Below are 18,846 nucleotides of genomic sequence, written 5' to 3'. Positions count from 1 at the left end.
TCCCTCTCGCGCGGCACGTGCTCTGGTCTGTAGGAGAGCCCGTGGCGCACGTGCCGACGAAGAGGGGATGCTCCGTGTCGCCGGCGCCCCACGACTCGTCGTCACGGGCGATAGGCCGTCTCCACAGCTGTGGATAACTTTGTGGAAAGCGTGTGTGGAAACGCGGGCAGCCTGTGTAAAGGCATGTGGATAAGCCCTGTATTCGTTAACGTGTTCGAAACTACACGCGCGTAATTCCGCGGGGAAGGTCCCGTCCGGGTGTCCTCAACCCTGTGGAAAGTTCCGGTCCGACTACCGCCCTCTCAGCCGAGGAAGGCGAACAACAGCCGGACGAACCCCCACGCGCACATCACGATCCAGAACAGCGTCCACGCGAGCAGGGTGTAGCCCCAGACGGCCTCGCCCACGCTCATCCGACCGCGTCGGAAGCGGACGCCCAGCACGATCCCGACGATCAGCACGGCCGCGACGACAAGGGCGGCGATCGGCTGCTGCCAGACGATGAGCAGCGGGAGGAAGAGGATGACCGCGAACGCCGCCGCGTCGTAGTTGACGCCGCTCGAGGCCGCCTGCATGCCCTGCAGCAGCAGGAATGCGACGATTCCCAACCCGATGACGACCACCTGCAGCCACCCGAGCGCCTTCACCCAGAACGGCAGCCCCGGCTTGTCCGTGGCATCCGGATTGTGCTGAACGACCTCTGTCATGACGTTTCCCCCTCGTCGCCCCCAGTCTGCCCGTGCGGCGGAGGGAGGAGGGGGAGGGGTTGACGGGGAAATACGAAAGCCCTCCCGAGCGGCCGGGGCCGCCCGTGAGGGCTTTGAGGGGCTGACGGGAATCGAACCCGCGCTATCTGCTTGGGAAGCAGATGTTCTGCCATTGAACTACAGCCCCGTGCGCCTTACGGCAGCCCGGCCAGCATAACAGCGTCTGCGCGGCATCCCGCGGCATCCGCGTTGATCCCGCGGTCCACGCGACGGGGCGGTGGCGTCGAGACCGCAGGAGATTGGTGAGGACGCACACGTTTGTCACGCATCGAATGCGGTCTCGTCAAATGAGTGCGTCCTCGGCGCCGCGCGGCCCCGCCCGACGCTGAGATGACGGTCGTCGAGCGAGATGACGGGCCATTCGATGGCATCCCGAGTCGTGTCGGGAAACGCGGGTGATCTCGACGCCGCGCCCACTACCTCGCGTTGAAACCCGACAGACGCGACACGGGCCACGCCCCTAGGCTGGGGCCGTGCTGCTCTCCGATCGCGACATCCGGGCCGAAATCGACGCGAAGCGCCTCGGCCTCGAGCCCTTCGACCCGGCCATGGTCCAGCCCTCGAGCGTCGACGTGCGGCTCGACCGGTACTTCCGGCTGTTCGACAACCATAAATACCCCTTCATCGACCCCGCCGAGGACCAGCCCGAGCTCACGCGCCTCATCGAGGTCGAGCCCGACGAGCCCTTCATCCTGCACCCGGGCGAGTTCGCCCTCGGATCGACGTTCGAGAGGGTCAGTCTTCCCGACGACGTCGCCGCGCGTCTCGAGGGCAAGTCGTCGCTCGGACGCCTGGGGCTGCTCACGCACTCGACCGCGGGGTTCATCGACCCCGGGTTCTCGGGTCACGTCACGCTCGAACTGTCGAACGTCGCGACGCTGCCCATCAAGCTGTGGCCCGGGATGAAGATCGGGCAGGTCTGCTACTTCCGGCTCACTTCGCCGGCCGAGAACCCCTACGGCTCCGGACCATACGGCAACCGGTACCAGGGTCAGCGCGGACCGACGGCCTCGCGTTCGGCGCTGAACTTCCATCGCACCGACGTCGGTTCCACCGACGCGGGTTCCGCGGGGCGCTGACGGAACGACGACGCGGCGGGCTCCCGAGGGAGGTCCCGCCGCGTCGTGTTCTCGGCCATCACTCGGATGCCGCGGACTCGCGCCCACGGCTGAACCCGGCGTCGAAACCGCGCGCGAAGGCGCGCTCCGCCGCTCGGTGCCCGCGCTCGTGCCGGTGACCGTGCTCGCCGTGGCGGGGGTCGCCGCCGTGGGTGGAGTCGTCATCGCCGGGACGGTGTCCGTCGGTGTGCCCGCCGTGGCGGGGCCCGAAGCCGTGGTGGGCGTTACCGCCGTCTTCGCGCCGGTGGTCGCGCTCGCCGCCGCCGAAACGGGGGCCGCCGCGCATGCCGGGGCCGAAGGCGCGGCCCGAACCGGGGCCGAAGGGGCCGGGGCCGAAACCGAAGCCGCGGGGTCCACGCGGGCCGGCGGGCTCGACATCTTCTTCGAGACCGAGGGCCTCGGAGATCGCGTCGAGGGCGGCGGCCAGATGCTCCAGCTGTTCGGCCGGAACCTGGGCGAGAAGCGCCTGGCGGTCGGCATCCACGCGATCGAGGGTCTGGCGGCCGTCGTCGGTGAGCGTCCAGCCGTCGCCGGCGGGGGCGATCCATCCCCGGTCGGCGAGGGCGCTGATGCGCTTGCCGCCGCGGGCGATGCGCTCGCTGATCCACGGGGCGTCGAGGCGCCCGTCGATCACGGACAGGACCAGGACGGTCTTGGGGTGCAGGTCGCTGTCGCGCAACTGCGCGAACAGGCGGTGGTGCAGCGCGTGGCCGACCGTCGTGAGGCGATGGGCGAGGCTGCGGGGATCGGATGGTGTGGGGGTGTTCATGGGGAGTCCTTTCGTGGGCGGTTCATCCGCCGTTGCATGTCATGTGACAACGAATGTACTGTGACATGCATTCCCGATGCTTGTCAAGCGACATGTAAAATCTCCCCATGTCCACCGACCCCGCCGACGAGATCGCCGCCGCCCTCGGGCGCCTGCGCGGGCGACGCCCGAGGCCGCCGTTCCCGGCCGAGGCGCACCATCACCCGCACGGCGACCACGGCGGGGGGCACGGCGGGCCGTGGGGTCGAGGTGCTCCGCCGTGGGTGGCCGATCCCTCGCATGGACGCTTCGGCGGACCCGCGCGCCTGCGCATGCTCGACGCTCTGATCGCGGCATCCGGATCGCTCTCGGTCAGCGAGATCGGCGAGGCCGTCGGCGTCGACCAGCCGCGCGCCTCGCGCCTCGTGCAGCAGGCCGCGCAGATGGGCCTGGTCGCGCGCGAGCCCGACCCCGACGACGCGCGCCGCACCCGCGTTCGTCTCACCCCCGAGGGCGAGGGGCTCGTGTCGGGCTTCCGGGGGCGCAGACGGGATGCCGTGCGCTCCGCACTCGCGTCGTTCACCAACGCCGAGCGGGTGGAGTTCGCCCGCCTCCTGTCGAAGTTCGCCGACTCCTGGCCGCGCGACTGAGGCAGCGGCATCCGAGTCCCGCCGCGAGATCGCACGATCAGCGCGAGATCACCCGATCGCGACCACTCGCACCGTGTGCTGGCGCGCCGGTCGTGTGATGTGGGCACGCCCGCGCGGGATTCAGGCGACGACGGCGGGTTTCGCCTTCACCGGGATCATCAGCAACAGCCCCGCGCCGAGGATCAGCACGATGCCGAGGATGCCGAGGCGGGTGTCACCGGTCAGTCCGACGAACAGCGCGAACAGACCCGGGGCCAGGAACGACACGGCGCGGCCGGTCGTGGCGTAGAGGCCGAAGATCTCGCCCTCGCGGCCCTCGGGAGCGACGCGCGCGAGGAACGACCTGCTCGCCGACTGCACCGGACCGACGAAGGCGCACAGGCCCAGGCCCACGATCCAGAACGCGGTCTGCGACGTGCCGATGAACAGCACCGCGGAACCGAGGACGATCAGCCCGATCAGCGAGGCGACGATGACGCGCTTGGGGCCGAACCGGTCGTCCAGGCGTCCGGCAGCGAACGTGCTGATCCCGGCGACCACGTTCGCCGCGACCGCGAAGTACAGCACCTGGGTCGAGCTGAAACCGAAGACCTGGGCGGCGATGATCGCGCCGAAGGTGAACACGCCCGTGAGCCCGTCGCGGAACACCGCGCTCGCGATGAGGAACACCAGAACCTGCCGGCTGTCACGCCACAGCGAGCGCAACGTGCCCCAGAGCAGGACGTAGGAGCGCAAGAAGCTGACCTTCACGCGACGCTCCCGCGCGGGGATCTCGGGCACGCGCAGCAGCACCGGAATGGCGAACACGGCGTACCAGAGGGCGGATGCCAACACCGCCAGGCGGATGTTCCATCCCCCGTCCTTGGGTACGGCGAGGAGCCCGCCGGCATCCGGATCGCCGAAGCTCTGGATGAACAGCACGAGCAGCAGGATCAGCAGAACGATGCCGCCGACGTACCCCATGCCCCACCCGAAGCCGGAGACACGGCCGATGTTCTCGCGGGTCGAGACCTGGGTGAGCATCGCGTAGTAGTTGACGCTGGCGAACTCGAAGAAGACGTTGCCGACCGCGATGAGCGCCGCCCCCAGCACGAGGAACTGCGGGGTGCCCTCGACGAACACCATCGCCGCCATCGCGAGCACGACGAGTCCGGTGTTGATGCCGAGCCAGAGCTTGCGACGGCCGGTGCCGTCGGATCGCTGGCCCAGGACGGGGGCGACGAGCGCCACCACGATCCCCGCGATCATCAGCGCCACGCCGACGAGGCTCGCGTTGTCGGCGAGGGCGCGCACGAGCGCCGGGTCTTTGTCGTCGCCGTTCGCGGCGGCCACGATCGCGGGATCGACGAAGAGTTGACTCGCCAGGTAGGTGCTGAAGACGAAGGTCGTCACGACGGCGTTGAAGGCCGCGGAGCCCCAGTCCCACAGGGCCCACGCGAGCACGGGGCGGCGAGCGGAGGCGGCGTGCGGAGCGGTGCCGGGGGGAGGCATGGGGGTCACGGTAGGGCCCTTCGGTGAACACCCGGTGCGGCCGGGCGGGGCGACGCCGTCGTCGGCGCACGGCCCCAGGTTAGACCCCGGCCCGCGCGGGAGCGCGCAGGAGGCTACCGTTAGAGGCATGGCATCCGAAACCCCCGTCGACTCCGCTGAGGCGGAGACCACCCCCGAAAAGCTCACCTTCGCCGATCTGGGACTGGATGCCGCTGTGCTCAAGGCCCTGAAGGACGTCGGATACGAGACCCCCTCCGCCATCCAGGCGGCCACCATTCCCGTTCTGCTGCAGGGCCGCGACGTCGTCGGCCTCGCCCAGACCGGAACCGGCAAGACCGCAGCCTTCGCGCTGCCGGTGCTGTCGCAGATGGAGACCGGCCACAAGAACCCGCAGGCACTCGTTCTCGCCCCCACTCGTGAGCTCGCGCTCCAGGTGTGCGAGGCGTTCGAGAAGTACGCGTCGCACATCAAGGGCGTCTCGGTGCTCCCCGTCTACGGCGGACAGGGCTACGGCCAGCAGCTGTCGGCCCTGCGTCGCGGCGTCGACATCGTGGTGGGCACCCCCGGTCGCATCATGGACCACCTCGACAAGGGCACGCTCGACCTGAGCGAGCTGAAGTACCTCGTGCTCGACGAGGCCGACGAGATGCTCAAGATGGGCTTCGCCGAAGACGTCGAGACGATCCTCGCCGACACCCCGTCGACGAAGCAGGTCGCGCTGTTCTCGGCGACCATGCCGGCGCAGATCCGCCGCATCTCGGCGCAGTACCTCAACGACCCCGAAGAGATCACGGTCAAGACCAAGACCACGACCTCGGCGAACATCACGCAGCGGTACCTGATCGTGTCGTACCAGCAGAAGATCGACGCCCTCACGCGCATCCTCGAGGTCGAGAACTTCGAGGGCATGATCGTCTTCACCCGCACCAAGAACGAGACCGAGACGGTCGCCGAGAAGCTGCGCGCCCGTGGGTACACGGCCGCGGCGATCAACGGCGACGTCGCCCAGGTGCAGCGCGAGCGCACGGTCAACCAGCTGAAGTCGGGCAAGCTCGACATCCTGGTCGCCACCGACGTCGCGGCCCGCGGCCTCGACGTCGAGCGCATCAGCCACGTCGTCAACTACGACCTGCCGATCGACACCGAGTCGTACGTGCACCGCATCGGCCGCACCGGTCGCGCCGGTCGCACCGGCGACGCGATCAGCTTCGTCACGCCGCGCGAACGCCGCATGCTGACGGCGATCGAGAAGGCTACGCGCCAGCCGCTGACCGAGATGTCGCTGCCGAGCGTCGACGACGTCAACGCCACGCGCCTCACCCGCTTCGACGACGCCATCACCGCGGCTCTCGAAGACACCGCCGCGATCGCGACGTTCCGCGACGTCGTGGCCCACTATGTCGCGCACCACGACGTGCCCGAGGCCGACGTGGCCGCCGCCCTCGCCGTGGTGGCCCAGGGCGACACGCCCCTGCTGCTCGAGGCCGAGGCCTTCCGCCCCCAGCGCTTCGACAACGACCGCCCCGCGCGCGACGCGCGCGACGGCGGTTCGCGCGAGGGGGCTCCCCGCCGCGACACCTCGGGCCGCTTCGCCACCTACCGCATCGCCGTCGGGCGCCGCCAGCGCGTGGAGCCGCGCCAGATCGTCGGCGCCCTCGCCAACGAGGGGGGTCTGCGCCGCAACGACTTCGGCGCGATCCAGATCCGTCAGGACTTCTCGCTCGTCGAGCTGCCCGCCGACCTCTCGAACGACACGATCAACCGCCTCGCCGACACCCGCATCTCGGGCCAGCTGATCGACCTGCGACTCGACCAGGGCGGGCGCTCCGCCAAGCGCAGCGACCGTCCCCAGCGCCGCGACCGCGACCGCGACTGAGTCGCGGTTCGGCCGTAGCGCCGGGCGCGCGCATCGGCTGTCCCCGCCGTCGCGCCGGGTTGCCGGCATCCGTTCGACGCCCCCATACCCCGCTGAGGGTGCGGGGGCGTCGTGCGTGCACCGGGCCGGCGGCCCGCCGGGGTTTTCGGACGCGACGCATCGCGAAGCCTTCGCGGGGCGGCGGATGTGGCCCCGGGGTGCTGAGAGTGGCCCCGGGGCCACGAGGGAGGGGCGTCTAACGTGACGCCGGTCGGCCCCGTCGCGAACCGAGCCATGTCCCGATTTGTGCTGGCTGGGGGCGTGGCAGAGAGCCCATTTCGGGACATCGTCTGCACAGAAGGGGACAGGGGAGCCGGGATGCCGGGTGCCCGGCGCGGAGCCGTGTCCCACCCGGAAGTTGAGCCAATTCATATCAAGTCATCTTGACCTCTCGGGAGGCGTTCGCTAACCTTGAGTCATCGCGGCTCAACCCGCGCAGAGACTTCATCACGAACCACGAGTCGTGGCATCCGCCCGGCTCACAATCAAGGAGACACATATGCCCCGTGCAGTGGGAATCGACCTCGGTACGACCAACTCCGTCGTGAGCGTGCTCGAGGGTGGCGAGCCCAAGGTCATCGCCAACGCCGAGGGTTTCCGCACGACCCCCTCGGTCGTCGCCTTCACGAAGGACGGCGAGGTGCTCGTCGGCGAGACCGCCAAGCGCCAGGCCGTCACCAACGTCGACCGCACGATCTCCAGCGTGAAGCGCCACATGGGCACCACCTGGAGCTTCGACGTCGACGGCAAGAAGTGGACGCCGCAGGAGATCTCGGCCCGCATCCTCCAGAAGCTCAAGCGCGACGCCGAGGAGTACCTCGGCGACAGCGTGACCGACGCCGTCATCACGGTGCCCGCGTACTTCAACGACGCCGAGCGCCAGGCCACGAAGGAGGCCGGCGAGATCGCGGGCCTGAACGTGCTGCGCATCATCAACGAGCCCACCGCCGCGGCCCTCGCGTACGGCCTCGACAAGGGCAAGGAAGACGAGCTCATCCTCGTCTTCGACCTCGGTGGCGGAACGTTCGACGTCTCGCTGCTCGAAGTGGGCAAGGACGACGACTTCTCGACCATCCAGGTGCGCGCCACCTCCGGTGACAACCGCCTCGGTGGAGACGACTGGGACCAGCGCGTCGTCGACTACCTCATCAAGCAGTTCAAGGACACCACCGGTGTCGACGTCTCGGGCGACAAGATCGCCCTGCAGCGCCTGAAGGAAGCGGCCGAGCAGGCCAAGAAGGAACTGTCGAGCTCGACCTCGACGTCCATCAACCTGCCGTACCTGTCGCTCACCGACTCGGGCCCCGTCTCGCTCAGCGAGACCCTCACCCGCGCGAAGTTCGAGGACCTCACCAAGGACCTCCTCGACCGCACCCGCAAGCCCTTCTCCGACGTCATCCGCGAGGCCGGCGTCAAGGTCGACGACATCGCCCACGTGGTGCTCGTCGGCGGCTCGACCCGCATGCCCGCGGTCGCCGAGCTCGTCAAGAAGGAGACCGGTAAGGATGCCAACAAGGGCGTGAACCCCGACGAGGTCGTGGCCGTGGGCGCAGCCCTGCAGGCCGGTGTCCTCAAGGGCGAGCGCAAGGACGTCCTGCTCATCGACGTCACCCCCCTGAGCCTCGGCATCGAGACCAAGGGCGGCATCATGACCAAGCTCATCGAGCGCAACACGGCCATCCCGACCAAGCGCAGCGAGACCTTCACCACCGCCGACGACAACCAGCCGTCGGTCGCGATCCAGGTCTTCCAGGGCGAGCGCGAGTTCACCCGCGACAACAAGCCGCTCGGCACCTTCGAGCTCACCGGCATCGCCCCGGCTCCCCGCGGCATCCCGCAGGTGGAGGTCACCTTCGACATCGACGCGAACGGCATCGTGCACGTCTCGGCGAAGGACAAGGGCACCGGCAAGGAGCAGTCGATGACCATCACGGGCGGCTCGTCGCTGCCCAAGGAGGACATCGAGCGCATGGTGCGCGAGGCCGAGGAGAACGCGGCCGACGACAAGAAGCGCCGCGAGTCCGCTGAGACCCGCAACCAGGCCGAGACCCTGTCGTACTCGATCGAGAAGCTCATCAAGGAGAACGAGGACAAGCTCCCCGCCGAGGTCAAGACCGAGGTGCAGGGCGATGTCGACGCTCTCAAGACGGCTCTCGCCGGCGACGACGACGAGGCGGTCAAGACCGCCTTCGACAAGCTGAACGCGAGCCAGGGCAAGCTCGGCGAGGCCATCTACGCCTCGTCGCAGGCCGCCGGCGAGCCCGCCGACCCCAACGTGGGTCAGCCGGGCAACGGCGAGACGCCCAACCCCGAGGAAGACGTCATCGACGCCGAGGTCGTCGACGACGAGCCGACCGACGAGAACAAGAAGTAAGCGACAGAACATGGCACACAAGGACGACGAACAGCCCACGGGCTCGGGCGCCGGTCCTGACGAGACGGGGCCGGAGGAGAACACCTCCGGCCCCGCGCCGTCGGGCGAGCAGTCCGAGACGCAGGACGCGGATGCCGAGGGCTTGACCATCGACGACATCCTCGGCGCCGAGCAGACGCCCGAGGCCGCCGCAGAGGGGGCGTCCTCCAACAAGGAGGCTTCTCTGCTGATCGACCTCAAGCGCCTGCAGGCCGAGTACGCCAATTACCGTCGGCGCACCGAAGAGCAGCGCGAGCGCGAGATCGAACGCGCAAAGGGAGAGGCCGTGAAGGGCCTCCTGCCCGTCATGGACGACCTCGACCGCGCCGCCAAGCACGGCGACCTCGTCGAGGGCAGCCCCCTCGCCGCGATCGGCGACAAGGTGCGCGCCGTGGCCGAGCGCCTCGGCGTGGTGTCGTACGGAGCCGTCGGCGACGTGTTCGACCCGCAGCAGCACGAGGCGATCTTCCAGGCCCCGACCCCGGGTGCGACCGAGACGACGATCCTGGAGGTCGTCGAGGTCGGCTACCGCCTCGGTTCGGTCGAACTGCGACCGGCGAAGGTCGTCGTCGCCGTGCCGGCCTAAGAGGAGGACACATGGCGAGTCAGGACTGGTTCGACAAGGACTTCTACAAGGTCCTCGGTGTCGACAAGAGCGTCAGCGCTGCCGATCTGAAGAAGACGTACCGCAAGCTCGCGCGCCAGTACCACCCCGACTCGAACCCGGGAGACGCGAAGGCCGAAGCGAAGTTCAAAGAGATCAGCGAGGCCTACTCGGTGCTCAACGATCCCGAGCAGCGCGAGGAGTACGACCAGATCCGGGCCATGGGCTCGGGGGCGCGCTTCTCGGCTCCCGGGGCCGGCGGTGGCGGTGGCTTCGACGACGTCTTCAGCCGCTTCGGCCAGGGGCGCCAGGCGCCGTCCGGCGGCTTCGACGACTTCTTCACGATGTTCGATCAGCAGGGCGGCGGCTTCGGCTCCGGCCGGTTCGGTCAGACCACCGGAGGGTTCCGGGGCTTCGGCGGTCCGCAGAAGGGCGCCGATGTCACCGCACGGACGACGCTCGACTTCGTCACCGCGGCCAAGGGCGAGACCATCACCCTCGCGGGCGAAGACAACGTCCCGTTCAAGGTGAAGATCCCGGCGGGTGTCTCGGACGGGCAGAAGATCCGCCTGCGCGGGCGGGGGCGCAAATCCCCTGACGGCGGCGAGAGCGGCGACATCGTCGTGACCGTCGCGGTGCGTCCGCACCCGGTGTTCACGAGGGACGGACTCAACCTCCGTCTCACCGTGCCCGTCACCTTCACCGAGGCGGCGCTGGGCGCGACCATCGAGGTGCCGACGCTGGGCGGCGACCCCGTCCGTCTGCGCGTCGCGCCCGGAACACCGTCCGGCCGTGTGCTGCGCGTCAAGGGACGCGGGATCGAGACCGCCAAGGGGTCCGGCGACCTGCTCGCCGAGGTCCAGGTCGCGGTCCCCACGCACCTGGACGACGCCGCCCGCGAAGCCCTCGAGCGGTTCCACGAGCTCGAGCCCAAAGAGAACCCCCGCGCCGACCTGATGTCGAAGGCGCGATAACCCCGCGCGCGTCGCCGAGGTTCTCGGCATCCGATACGACAGGATGCCGAGAACCCGGCACCGCACCCGGCACGACGAAAGAGGTGAAGACGTGTCCGAGAGAGAGATCGACGAAGACGCCCCGATCTTCGCCATCGCCGCGGCCGCCGAGCTGTCGAACATGCACCCGCAGACCCTGCGGCAGTACGACCGGCTCGGTCTTGTCGTGCCCGCGCGTACCCAGGGCGGTTCGCGTCGCTACTCCAGCCGCCACGTGCAGCAACTGCGTGAGGTCTCGCGCCTCTCGGGCGAGGGCATGAGCCTGCCGGCGATCGCCCGCCTGCTCGCTCTCGAGGAACGCGTGCACGAGCTCGCGCGCCGCGTGAACGACCTCGAACGTCAGCTGACGATCGAGCGGCAGTCTCGCCCCGGAGCCCGCGTCTTCGCGGCCGGGGCGACGGGGTCGGTCGTGACGCTGCGCCACGGAGCCCGCGTGCGCCGCGCCACCGACATCGTGCTGTGGCGCCCGCGCGGCCCGCACGACGACTGAGACGTCGTCGTTTCTTTGAGGCTGTAAAGAGCCCGTTCCGCGCCGACCTGCGCGGCGATTTCCGCGCGCGTCCGTGTCGCGGATGCAACGCCTCTTCCCGGTGACGGCGCCGTGCCTCAGGCCGGGTCGAGTCGCAGCACCGTCGGGGATTCGCCGAGCTTGAGGTCGTCGACCACGCGGATCGTGCGCGCCACCTCGTCGACCGACGAGATGATCGTGCCGAAGCGCTCGCGGTCCGCGCACACGGCCGTCACCGTGACGAAGTGCGAACCCGTGTCCCACGTGTAGGTGGCGAAGGGCGGGGTCTTCGGATCGCTCGGGAGCGGCATCGCGAGCTTCTCGCCCACTCCGAGGTGCGGGTTCCGGAACGACTCCGTGTCGTCGTACTCCATCGGCATCATGGCGCGCGCCGTGCGCAGCTGGGGCGTGGCCTCTTGCAGCTGGGCCATGACGACGAGCAGCTCGGGGTCGCTCTTCCACACCCAGACCAGCACGCGGCCCGCGGCTCGGCGCATGAGCAGGGGCGCCGCCTGGCTGAGGATCCACGCGAACGCGCCGCCGCCCGGCCTCGGCGCGGCACCGGCGGCCCGATTGGCCTGGCTCAACAGCATGCCGATCGCGGCCTTCCGGTGGCGGCGGCCACGGAATCCCAGGGAACCCGTCACGGGAACCCAGCGGTCGGCGGGAGCGTCGGCCTGGAGTCGGGACATGCGATCAGCCTACGATCCGGCCCCGGGGAGTGGGATGTCGATTCCCGGCGTTCGCGAGGAGAGAACGCTCAGGCGGTGTCGGCCAGCACGCACGCGGTGAGGATCAGGCCGGAGCCGGTGGTCCACGTTCCCGCGTACCGGACGAACGTCCCGGCGCTCGGCGCCAGCACCACGGCGTCGAAACGGCGTCCGTCACGGTCGATGGTCACCGACACCTCGTCGAAGTCGAGCCACCGCTGCGTCAGCGGGTACCAGGCCTTGTACACCGACTCCTTCGCGCTGAAGAGCAGACGATCCGCGTGGAACGACGGATCGGCGGATGCCGCGTCGGCGAGGCGCGTGAGCTCCTCCGGTCGCGCGATGAGGCCCAGCACGTCGCGGGGGAGCGGCTCGTCGGGCTCGGCGTCGATCCCGATCGTCGGGAGCTGCGCGCGGTCGGCGACCGCGGCCGCGCGGTAGCCGGGGCAGTGCGTCATGCTGCCGGTGATGCCCGCGGGCCAGATCGGTGCCCCGGCCGGCCCGGGAATCAGCGGGACGGGCGCGTGACCGAGGCGCGCGAGCGCGCGGCGTGCGCAGCGGCGGACGGCGCGGAACTCGTCGCGGCGTTTCGGCACGGCATCCCGGATGACGGCTTCCTCCTCGGGGAAGGGCGTGTCGTCATCGGCCGCGGGGTCCGGGTGGGACTGCCCGCCCGGACCGTCGAACTCCTCGACGGCATGCGCGGCGGCCGGCAGGATGCTTTCGATCATCGACCGCTCAACGCGTCGTCGTGTCCTGCGCCTCGCGGAGGCTGAGGGGCCGCAGGTCGGTCCAGTTCGTCTCGACGAATGTCAGGCACTCGCCGCGTTCGGCACCGTCGGGGCCCCCGAAGGCCAGGCTCCAGCCGTCCGGCACGGGCGCGAACACCGGCCAGAGCGAATGCTGCTCCTCGGCGTTGACCAGCACGAGGAAGCGGCCGGACTCGTCGTCGAACGGGTTCTGCGACATAGGTGTCTCCTGTCTCTTCGGGTGGGGATTTTCAGATCGGAGGGGCGCCCCGACACGAGGCTGCGACGCCGTCAGTCCGAAGACGGTCTCGATGGGTCGCTCGGGGGCGCGGGGTGTCCTCGCCAAGCATCCCACTGCCGCGCGTACGCCCCCTTCTGGGCGAGCAGGGCCTCGTGCGAGCCGAACTCCACGATGCGCCCCGCCGCCATGACGGCGATCGCGTCGGCGGATGCCGCCTGTGTGAGGCGGTGCGCGACGATCAGCGTCGTGCGTCCCTCGGTCGCTGCGAGGGCGGCGCGTTCGAGCGCGGACGCACCGGCGCTGCCGGCTTCGGCGGTCGCCTCGTCGAGGATCGCGACGTCGGGGTCTCTCAGCACGAGACGGGCGAGGGCGATCTGCTGCTGCTGCGCGGCGGTGAGCCGGTGGTGGTGCGCGCCGACCTCGGTGTGCACGCCCGCGGGCAGGGCCCGCACCCACGCGTCGGCCCCGACGGTCTCGAGGGCGCGCCAGACGGCATCCTCGTCCGCATTCTCGTCGGCGAGACGGAGATCGTCGATCAGGGGGCCCGCCACGACGTGGACGTCTTGGCTGAGCACGGCGACGCGGGAGCGCAGCGCGTCGGTGCCGATCTCGGACAACGCCGCACCGCCGAGCCGGACATTGCCGGAATCGGGGGCGAGGGCACCCGCCGCGACGAGGGCCGCCGTGGTCTTGCCGGCCCCCGAGGCGCCCACGAGCGCGAGCCGCCTTCCGGCGGGAACGGTGAACGAGACGCCGTGCAGCACGTCGTCGCCCGGTCCGTAGGCGAAACGGACGTCGTCGACCCGCAGCACGCGGTCGGCCGGGGTCGCCCGCGCGGCAGCACGGGCGGACGGCATGCGGACGACCCCGACGAGGCGGTTCATCGCCGCGCCGGCGGACTGCATGTCGTCGAAGAGGAACAGCACGGTTCCGAGGGGGGTGAACAGGCGGTGGAAGAGCAGGATCGCCGTCGTCACGCCGCCGATCGTGACGTCACCCTGGGTGTAGCGCACGAACCCCACGACGAACAGCACGGCCATGCCGCAGAATTCCGCGAGGTTCACGCGCCCGACGAACCCCAGCAGCAGGCGGAAGACCGAGACCGACAGAGACCGCATTCGGTCGGATGCCGTGCGGATCTCGTCGAGGCGCGCCTGCTCCATCCGGTACGCGTGCACCGTCTCACGGCCGAACAGACTCGATGCGAGGGCCTCGGTGCGCTCGCCGGCGGCGACGCGCTCCTCCGCGTACACGTGGGCACTGCGGGGCAGGTACCACAGCAGGGCGACGCCGTAGAGGGGAAGCGTCAGCAGCCCGCCGACCCCGAGCACCGGATCGACGCCGAACAGCGAGCCCAGAGACACGGCCACGAGCAGGACCGCCGACAGCACGGCCGGAACGACCTCGCCGCCGGCGCGCGTGATGCGGGCGATATCGTCGCCGACGCGCGAGAGCACGTCGCCGCGCCCACCGCGCTCGGCCACGCCCGACGGCAGGTCGAGCACGCCCGCGACGACGTCTTCGCGCAACACGGCGACGGCGGTCTCGCCGAGTCGCACGATGACGTACGTGCTGAGTCCCGAGAGTGCGCCCGCGACGAGGGCGGCCGCCACCAGCACGACGACGAGCACGACGATGTCGGATGCCGCGCGACCGGCGACCGTGGCATCGACGAGCCAGCCCATGGCGTACACCGGCACGAGCGCGGCTGCGGCAGCGAGCACGCCCGTTCCGAGGGCGGCGACCAGGAGGAGGGGATGCCGCAGCGTCGTGCGGGCGAGCCACCGCAGCGAATCGCGATAGCGCGCGATCGGCAGCGAGACCGGGGGCGGCGTCGTCATCTCGCCACCGCCTCGGCGTAGAGCGGGTCGGTCTCGAGCAGCTCGCGATGCGTGCCCTCGGCGATCACGCGGCCGTGCCGGAGCACCGCGACGCGGTCGGCCATCGCGAGCAGCGCGGGCGAGCCGGTGACGACGACCGTGGACGTGCCTGTTCGGCTGCGGAGCGCGCGGACGCCCGCGGCGATCCGCTGCTCGGTCACCGAGTCGACGGCCGTCGTGGGCTCGTGCAGCACGAGCACGCGGGCATCGGCGTACAGGGCGCGCGCGAGCGCGAGGCGTTGGCGTTGGCCGCCGGAGAGGTTGTGGCCCCGGTCGATGAGGGGGTGCTCGAGACCCGCTTCGAAGAGGTCGACGACCTGGTCGGCACCGGACGCGCGCAGGGCGCGCGTCAGACGGGCGGGGTCGACGGGCTCGTCGCCCGCGATGACGTTGTCGCGGATGGTGCCGCTGAACAGGTGCGCCTCGTGCGGCTCGGCGATCAGCGACCCCTCACCCCCGCCGTGTACCTCGACGCTGCCGCCATACGACTCGGGGGCGATCCGCCCCGCGAGCAGGGAGGCCACGGCGTCGCCGTCGGCGGCGTCGTGCGCGAAGACCGCCGTGATCTCGGCCGACCGCACCTCGAGGTCGACACCGTCGAGCGAACGGTGGTGCACGTCCCGCAGCCGCACCCCCGGTGCCTCGGCGGAGGCGGATGACGAGGTCGCCGCGGGCAACAGCGGCTCCGCGGCGAGCACGGCGGCCACCCGTTCGGCGGATCCCCGGGCCTTGGCGGCGGTGGCCGGCAGGCCCGACAATGTGGTGAGGGGTTCGATGAGGAACTGCGCGAGCCCCACCACCGTGACCAGTTCGCCCGTCGTGATGCGCCCAGTGAGGGCGTACCAGCCGGCGACCGAGGCGATCACCGCGGCGGCGACGCCGCTCAGCGCCGCCGTGACACCGCGCTGCAGCGCGATCCACCGGTTCGTCGACATCGCGGCCGACAGGGCGACGCGGCTCGCGCCTCTGTACCGCCGGGCCGCGGCATCCTGCGCCCCGATGCCGGCGAGCGATCGCGCACCCGAGATGAGGTCGCCGGCGAGCGCCGTCGCCTCGGCCACGCGCGACTGCTGCTGCACGGCCCTCGCCGTGATCTTCGGGGCGGCGGCGTGGGCCAGCGCGAAGAAGACCGGCATGGCGACGAGGGCGACCGCGCCCAGGGTGACATCGACGACGAGCAGCGCGATCGCGGTCGCGACCACGGCGACAGCCGCCGCGATCATGCGGGGGAGCAGGTCGAGGAACCACGCGGTCTGGTCGGCGTCGCTGCCCGACACGGTGACGAGCTCGCCGGGGGTGAGGTCGCTCCTCATTCCGCGCGGCGACAGCGCCTTCTCGGACACCTCGAGACGCAGCGCGTGCGCTTCTTTCTGCAGCGCGATGTTGAGCGCGCGCATGCCCGACCGGTACGAGACGGTGAGCACGAGGAACACCCCAGCGAGGGCGGCGACGGCCGCGACCATCCCGGGCACGCGTCCCGGAGCGATGCCGATATCGATGAGAACGCCGATCACGACCGCCACCGAGGTCTCGGCGAGCTGGTGGACGCACAGCAGCACCGTGCCGATCAGGAGGGCGCTGCGGTGGCGGGCGACCGTTCGGCGGATGACGTCCCCGCCCGCGCGGATCGCGCGCGCGGTCACGGTTCGCGACTCAGGTAGCCGCCGCCGGTCGGGAAGTAGTCGCGCGCCGCGTGTTCGACCCCGTCGGGAGTGCGGACGCGGTCGATGACGAGCGCGCGTCGGCCGCCCCGGTAGGCGTCGCCGCCCGCGACGATGGCCATGCCGTCGCCTTCGGCGATGAAGATGCGCCCCGGTGTGCCGCCGTAGCGGAACGTCGAGACGTGGGCCTCGATCACCTCGAGGCGTTCCCCGCGGCAGTACGTGTGCGCGCTGGGGTACGGGTCCGACATGGCGCGCACGAGCCGGTCGATGTCCTCCGCGGGCCACGTCCAGTCGATCAGGCTGTCGAGCTCGGTGCGGCGGTGGAAGAAGGTGCGCTGGTCGAGGTCTTGCGGGCGCCAGTCGACCGTGCCCGCCTCGATCTGCGCCAGGGCGTCGAGCAACACCTCGGGGATGAGGTCGATCGTCGCCCGCACGAGCTCGGTGCCGGTCGAGCGTGGACCGATCGGGAGGGCGCGCTGCGCGGCGATGTCGCCGGTGTCGAGCCCGCCGTCCATGCGGTGCGCGGTGATGCCGACCTGGTCTGCGCCGCTGATGAGGGCCCAGGGCACGGGCGAGAAGCCGGTGAAGGCCGGCAGGAGCGAGTCGTGCAGGTTGAGGGTGCCGTGCGGGGGCAGGGCGTAGACCTCCGACGGGAGCCACGTGCGCCAGTTGTTGGCGACGATGATGTCGGGATGCCACTCGGCGAGCCGGGCGATCATCGCGTCGTCGGGGCGTCGGGCGAGGTGGACGGGGATGCCGTGATCCTGTGCGAGCTGCTCGACCGAGTCGTCCCAGATCTTCTCGTAGGCGTGGTCGCTGGCGGGGTGCGTCACGACGCCGACGACGTCGTGCGTCGACCCGAGCAGAGCGTCCAGCGTGCGGTGGCCCCACGTCTGGTACCCGAACATCGCAACCCGCATGCGCTTCCCTTCGCGGTGGTTCCGGCCGACCCGGAAATCGATTAGCCTGCCCTTACTTATGTAAGGCTTACCTAAGCTAGCACAACGCCTCCGCGGACTCGCGGCGGCGATGACCGACAGGAGTGACGGATGACGCAGGCCCGCGTTTCGGCAGAGAACTCGCGCAACATCGGCGCGCACGACGAGATCGTCGACATCGTCGGCATCGGGTTCGGCCCGTCGAACCTCGGACTCGCGATCGCCCTGCGGGAGCGCAACGCCATCCCGGGCAACACGCCCATCACGTCGACCTTCGTGGAGTCGAAGCCCGAGTTCCAATGGCATCCCGACATGCTCCTGCCCGGGGCGACGATGCAGATCTCGTTCCTCAAAGACCTCGTGACGCAGCGCAACGCCGCCAGCGACTACAGCTTCCTCTCCTTCCTGCACGACAGCGGGCGGCTGCCCCACTTCATCAACCGCCAGACGTTCTTCCCGACCCGGATCGAGTTCCACCAGTACCTCGCGTGGGCCGCCGACCGCGTCGACGCCGACGTGCGCTACGACACGCGCGCGACGAAGGTCATCGACCACCCCGACCACTTCGAGGTCGTGCTCGAGGGCGCGCACTCCGGAACGGTCCGCGCCCGGAACGTCGTGCTGGCGGGTGGGCTGACCGCCCGCCTGCCCGAGGGGGTCTGCTCCAGCGCCCGCCAGTTCCACAACCACGCGCTGCTCAGCCGCCTCGCCGCGTTGCCCGAGACGACGCACGACGCGTTCGTGGTCGTCGGGGCGGGGCAGAGCGCCGCCGAGGTGGCCCACTACCTCCACGAGCAGTACCCCGGCGCCGACGTGCACGCCGTCTTCGGGAAGTACGGGTACACGCCCGCCGACGACAGCCCGTACGCCAACCGCATCTTCGACGCGGAGGCCGTCGACGACTACTACGGCAGCAGCGCCGAGATGAAGGCCCGCATGCTGTCGTACCACCGCGGCACAAATTACTCGGCGGTCGACCTCTCGCTCATCGAGCGGCTCTACGAGATCGAGTACGCGGAGCGGGTCGCCGGCGCCCGTCGCCTCTTCGTGCACGGCGGCAGCGCGCTCGCCGAGGCGCGGGAGCAGCCCGACGGTGTCTCGGTGCGGATCGAGAACCGCCTCACCGGGGCGGTCGAGCAGATCGACGCGGATGCCGTCGTGTACGCGACCGGCTTCACCTCCATGGCGCTGGACGCGATCCTCGGCGACCTCTACGCGGCCCCGGCGCCGGTGGACGGCGCGCGGGTGACGCGTGACTACCGCCTGCGCACGACGCGCCCGACGGCGGGAGGCGTCTACCTGCAGGGCGGCACCGAGGACACGCACGGTCTCACCTCATCGCTGCTGTCGAACATCGCCGTGCGCTCCGCGGAGATCGTCGACTCGATCGCCGCGAGACTGCGCACCCGTGAGCGTGAGCTGGTGCGGAGCGTCTGA

At 70.4% G+C, this 18,846-nt stretch carries 17 protein-coding genes and 1 tRNA gene; 8 read left to right on the top strand and 10 right to left on the bottom strand.

Features of this window, described 5'->3' with window-relative positions; translation table 11 throughout:
- Positions 1 to 302 precede the first annotated feature (302 nt).
- Positions 303 to 707 carry a hypothetical protein gene (locus J2X55_RS01585; protein WP_309821602.1) on the bottom strand — a complete coding sequence of 135 codons (405 nt, stop codon included), beginning with the start codon at positions 705 to 707 and terminating at the stop codon, positions 303 to 305.
- Positions 708 to 823: 116 nt separating this feature from the next.
- Positions 824 to 894, bottom strand: a tRNA-Gly gene (locus tag J2X55_RS01580).
- Between the two features lie 346 nt (positions 895 to 1,240).
- Between J2X55_RS01580 and dcd the strand changes: the two genes are divergently transcribed.
- Positions 1,241 to 1,846 carry a dCTP deaminase gene (gene dcd, locus J2X55_RS01575; RefSeq protein WP_115916713.1) on the top strand — a complete coding sequence of 202 codons (606 nt, stop codon included), beginning with the start codon at positions 1,241 to 1,243 and terminating at the stop codon, positions 1,844 to 1,846.
- Between the two features lie 58 nt (positions 1,847 to 1,904).
- Here the strand turns inward: dcd and J2X55_RS01570 are convergent, their stop codons facing one another.
- A complete protein-coding gene (locus J2X55_RS01570) occupies positions 1,905 to 2,654 on the bottom strand; it encodes a hypothetical protein (RefSeq protein WP_309821601.1) in 750 nt (249 codons plus the stop codon).
- Positions 2,655 to 2,761: 107 nt separating this feature from the next.
- On the opposite strand from J2X55_RS01570, the gene J2X55_RS01565 reads away from it, so the two are divergent.
- Positions 2,762 to 3,283 (top strand): MarR family winged helix-turn-helix transcriptional regulator, encoded by a 522-nt coding sequence (locus J2X55_RS01565; protein WP_309821600.1) that lies wholly within the window; start codon positions 2,762 to 2,764, stop codon positions 3,281 to 3,283.
- Between the two features lie 120 nt (positions 3,284 to 3,403).
- On the opposite strand, the gene J2X55_RS01560 is transcribed toward J2X55_RS01565, so the two are convergent.
- A complete protein-coding gene (locus J2X55_RS01560; protein WP_309821599.1) occupies positions 3,404 to 4,774 on the bottom strand; it encodes an MFS transporter in 1,371 nt (456 codons plus the stop codon).
- Between the two features lie 127 nt (positions 4,775 to 4,901).
- Here J2X55_RS01560 and J2X55_RS01555 point away from each other — a divergent pair, with 127 nt between their 5' ends.
- The 5 genes from J2X55_RS01555 to J2X55_RS01535 all read left to right on the top strand — a co-directional run bounded on the left by J2X55_RS01555 (position 4,902) and on the right by J2X55_RS01535 (position 11,209).
- Positions 4,902 to 6,650, top strand: a complete 1,749-nt coding sequence (locus J2X55_RS01555) for a DEAD/DEAH box helicase (protein ID WP_309821598.1) — start codon at positions 4,902 to 4,904, stop codon at positions 6,648 to 6,650.
- Positions 6,651 to 7,188: 538 nt separating this feature from the next.
- Positions 7,189 to 9,063 (top strand): molecular chaperone DnaK, encoded by a 1,875-nt coding sequence (gene dnaK, locus J2X55_RS01550; protein WP_115916723.1) that lies wholly within the window; start codon positions 7,189 to 7,191, stop codon positions 9,061 to 9,063.
- Positions 9,064 to 9,073: 10 nt separating this feature from the next.
- Positions 9,074 to 9,688, top strand: a complete 615-nt coding sequence (locus tag J2X55_RS01545; protein ID WP_309821597.1) for a nucleotide exchange factor GrpE — start codon at positions 9,074 to 9,076, stop codon at positions 9,686 to 9,688.
- Between the two features lie 11 nt (positions 9,689 to 9,699).
- On the top strand, positions 9,700 to 10,680 hold the full coding sequence (locus tag J2X55_RS01540) for a DnaJ C-terminal domain-containing protein (protein WP_115916727.1): 981 nt from the start codon (positions 9,700 to 9,702) through the stop codon (positions 10,678 to 10,680).
- A 91-nt stretch (positions 10,681 to 10,771) separates the two neighbouring features.
- Positions 10,772 to 11,209, top strand: coding sequence for a heat shock protein transcriptional repressor HspR (locus J2X55_RS01535; RefSeq protein ID WP_115916729.1), 438 nt, complete (start codon positions 10,772 to 10,774; stop codon positions 11,207 to 11,209).
- A 116-nt stretch (positions 11,210 to 11,325) separates the two neighbouring features.
- Here the strand turns inward: J2X55_RS01535 and J2X55_RS01530 are convergent, their stop codons facing one another.
- From J2X55_RS01530 to J2X55_RS01505, 6 genes are all read right to left on the bottom strand, one after another.
- Positions 11,326 to 11,919, bottom strand: a complete 594-nt coding sequence (locus tag J2X55_RS01530; protein ID WP_309821596.1) for a hypothetical protein — start codon at positions 11,917 to 11,919, stop codon at positions 11,326 to 11,328.
- Positions 11,920 to 11,987: 68 nt separating this feature from the next.
- Positions 11,988 to 12,668: a 4'-phosphopantetheinyl transferase superfamily protein gene (locus J2X55_RS01525; protein ID WP_309821595.1), complete on the bottom strand. Its 681-nt coding sequence runs from the start codon at positions 12,666 to 12,668 to the stop codon at positions 11,988 to 11,990.
- A 7-nt stretch (positions 12,669 to 12,675) separates the two neighbouring features.
- A complete protein-coding gene (locus tag J2X55_RS01520) occupies positions 12,676 to 12,906 on the bottom strand; it encodes an MbtH family protein (RefSeq protein ID WP_309821594.1) in 231 nt (76 codons plus the stop codon).
- 71 nt (positions 12,907 to 12,977) lie between these two features.
- Positions 12,978 to 14,768: an ABC transporter ATP-binding protein gene (locus J2X55_RS01515; RefSeq protein ID WP_309821593.1), complete on the bottom strand. Its 1,791-nt coding sequence runs from the start codon at positions 14,766 to 14,768 to the stop codon at positions 12,978 to 12,980.
- Positions 14,765 to 16,450, bottom strand: a complete 1,686-nt coding sequence (locus tag J2X55_RS01510; protein ID WP_309821592.1) for an ABC transporter ATP-binding protein — start codon at positions 16,448 to 16,450, stop codon at positions 14,765 to 14,767. The genes J2X55_RS01515 and J2X55_RS01510 overlap by 4 nt, the downstream gene beginning before the upstream one ends.
- Complete coding sequence (locus tag J2X55_RS01505) at positions 16,447 to 17,391, bottom strand: methionyl-tRNA formyltransferase (RefSeq protein ID WP_309821591.1); 945 nt, start codon at positions 17,389 to 17,391, stop codon at positions 16,447 to 16,449. Before J2X55_RS01505 ends, J2X55_RS01510 begins: the two co-directional genes overlap by 4 nt.
- Positions 17,392 to 17,520: 129 nt before the next feature.
- On the opposite strand from J2X55_RS01505, the gene J2X55_RS01500 reads away from it, so the two are divergent.
- A complete protein-coding gene (locus J2X55_RS01500; protein ID WP_309821590.1) occupies positions 17,521 to 18,846 on the top strand; it encodes a SidA/IucD/PvdA family monooxygenase in 1,326 nt (441 codons plus the stop codon).

The sequence above is a fragment of the Microbacterium sp. 1154 genome, from assembly GCF_031455375.1.
Taxonomy (GTDB): Bacteria; Actinomycetota; Actinomycetes; order Actinomycetales; family Microbacteriaceae; genus Microbacterium.
This window is presented reverse-complemented; position numbering and strand designations above follow the sequence as displayed.

Coding starts and splice junctions, on each gene's coding strand:
- J2X55_RS01585 (WP_309821602.1), bottom strand. CDS start 707: ATGACAGAGGTCGTTCAGCACAATCCGGATGCCACGGACAAGCCGGGG.
- J2X55_RS01570 (WP_309821601.1), bottom strand. CDS start 2,654: ATGAACACCCCCACACCATCCGATCCCCGCAGCCTCGCCCATCGCCTC.
- J2X55_RS01565 (WP_309821600.1), top strand. CDS start 2,762: ATGTCCACCGACCCCGCCGACGAGATCGCCGCCGCCCTCGGGCGCCTG.
- J2X55_RS01560 (WP_309821599.1), bottom strand. CDS start 4,774: ATGCCTCCCCCCGGCACCGCTCCGCACGCCGCCTCCGCTCGCCGCCCC.
- J2X55_RS01555 (WP_309821598.1), top strand. CDS start 4,902: ATGGCATCCGAAACCCCCGTCGACTCCGCTGAGGCGGAGACCACCCCC.
- dnaK (WP_115916723.1), top strand. CDS start 7,189: ATGCCCCGTGCAGTGGGAATCGACCTCGGTACGACCAACTCCGTCGTG.
- J2X55_RS01545 (WP_309821597.1), top strand. CDS start 9,074: ATGGCACACAAGGACGACGAACAGCCCACGGGCTCGGGCGCCGGTCCT.
- J2X55_RS01540 (WP_115916727.1), top strand. CDS start 9,700: ATGGCGAGTCAGGACTGGTTCGACAAGGACTTCTACAAGGTCCTCGGT.
- J2X55_RS01530 (WP_309821596.1), bottom strand. CDS start 11,919: ATGTCCCGACTCCAGGCCGACGCTCCCGCCGACCGCTGGGTTCCCGTG.
- J2X55_RS01525 (WP_309821595.1), bottom strand. CDS start 12,668: ATGATCGAAAGCATCCTGCCGGCCGCCGCGCATGCCGTCGAGGAGTTC.
- J2X55_RS01520 (WP_309821594.1), bottom strand. CDS start 12,906: ATGTCGCAGAACCCGTTCGACGACGAGTCCGGCCGCTTCCTCGTGCTG.
- J2X55_RS01515 (WP_309821593.1), bottom strand. CDS start 14,768: ATGACGACGCCGCCCCCGGTCTCGCTGCCGATCGCGCGCTATCGCGAT.
- J2X55_RS01505 (WP_309821591.1), bottom strand. CDS start 17,391: ATGCGGGTTGCGATGTTCGGGTACCAGACGTGGGGCCACCGCACGCTG.
- J2X55_RS01500 (WP_309821590.1), top strand. CDS start 17,521: ATGACGCAGGCCCGCGTTTCGGCAGAGAACTCGCGCAACATCGGCGCG.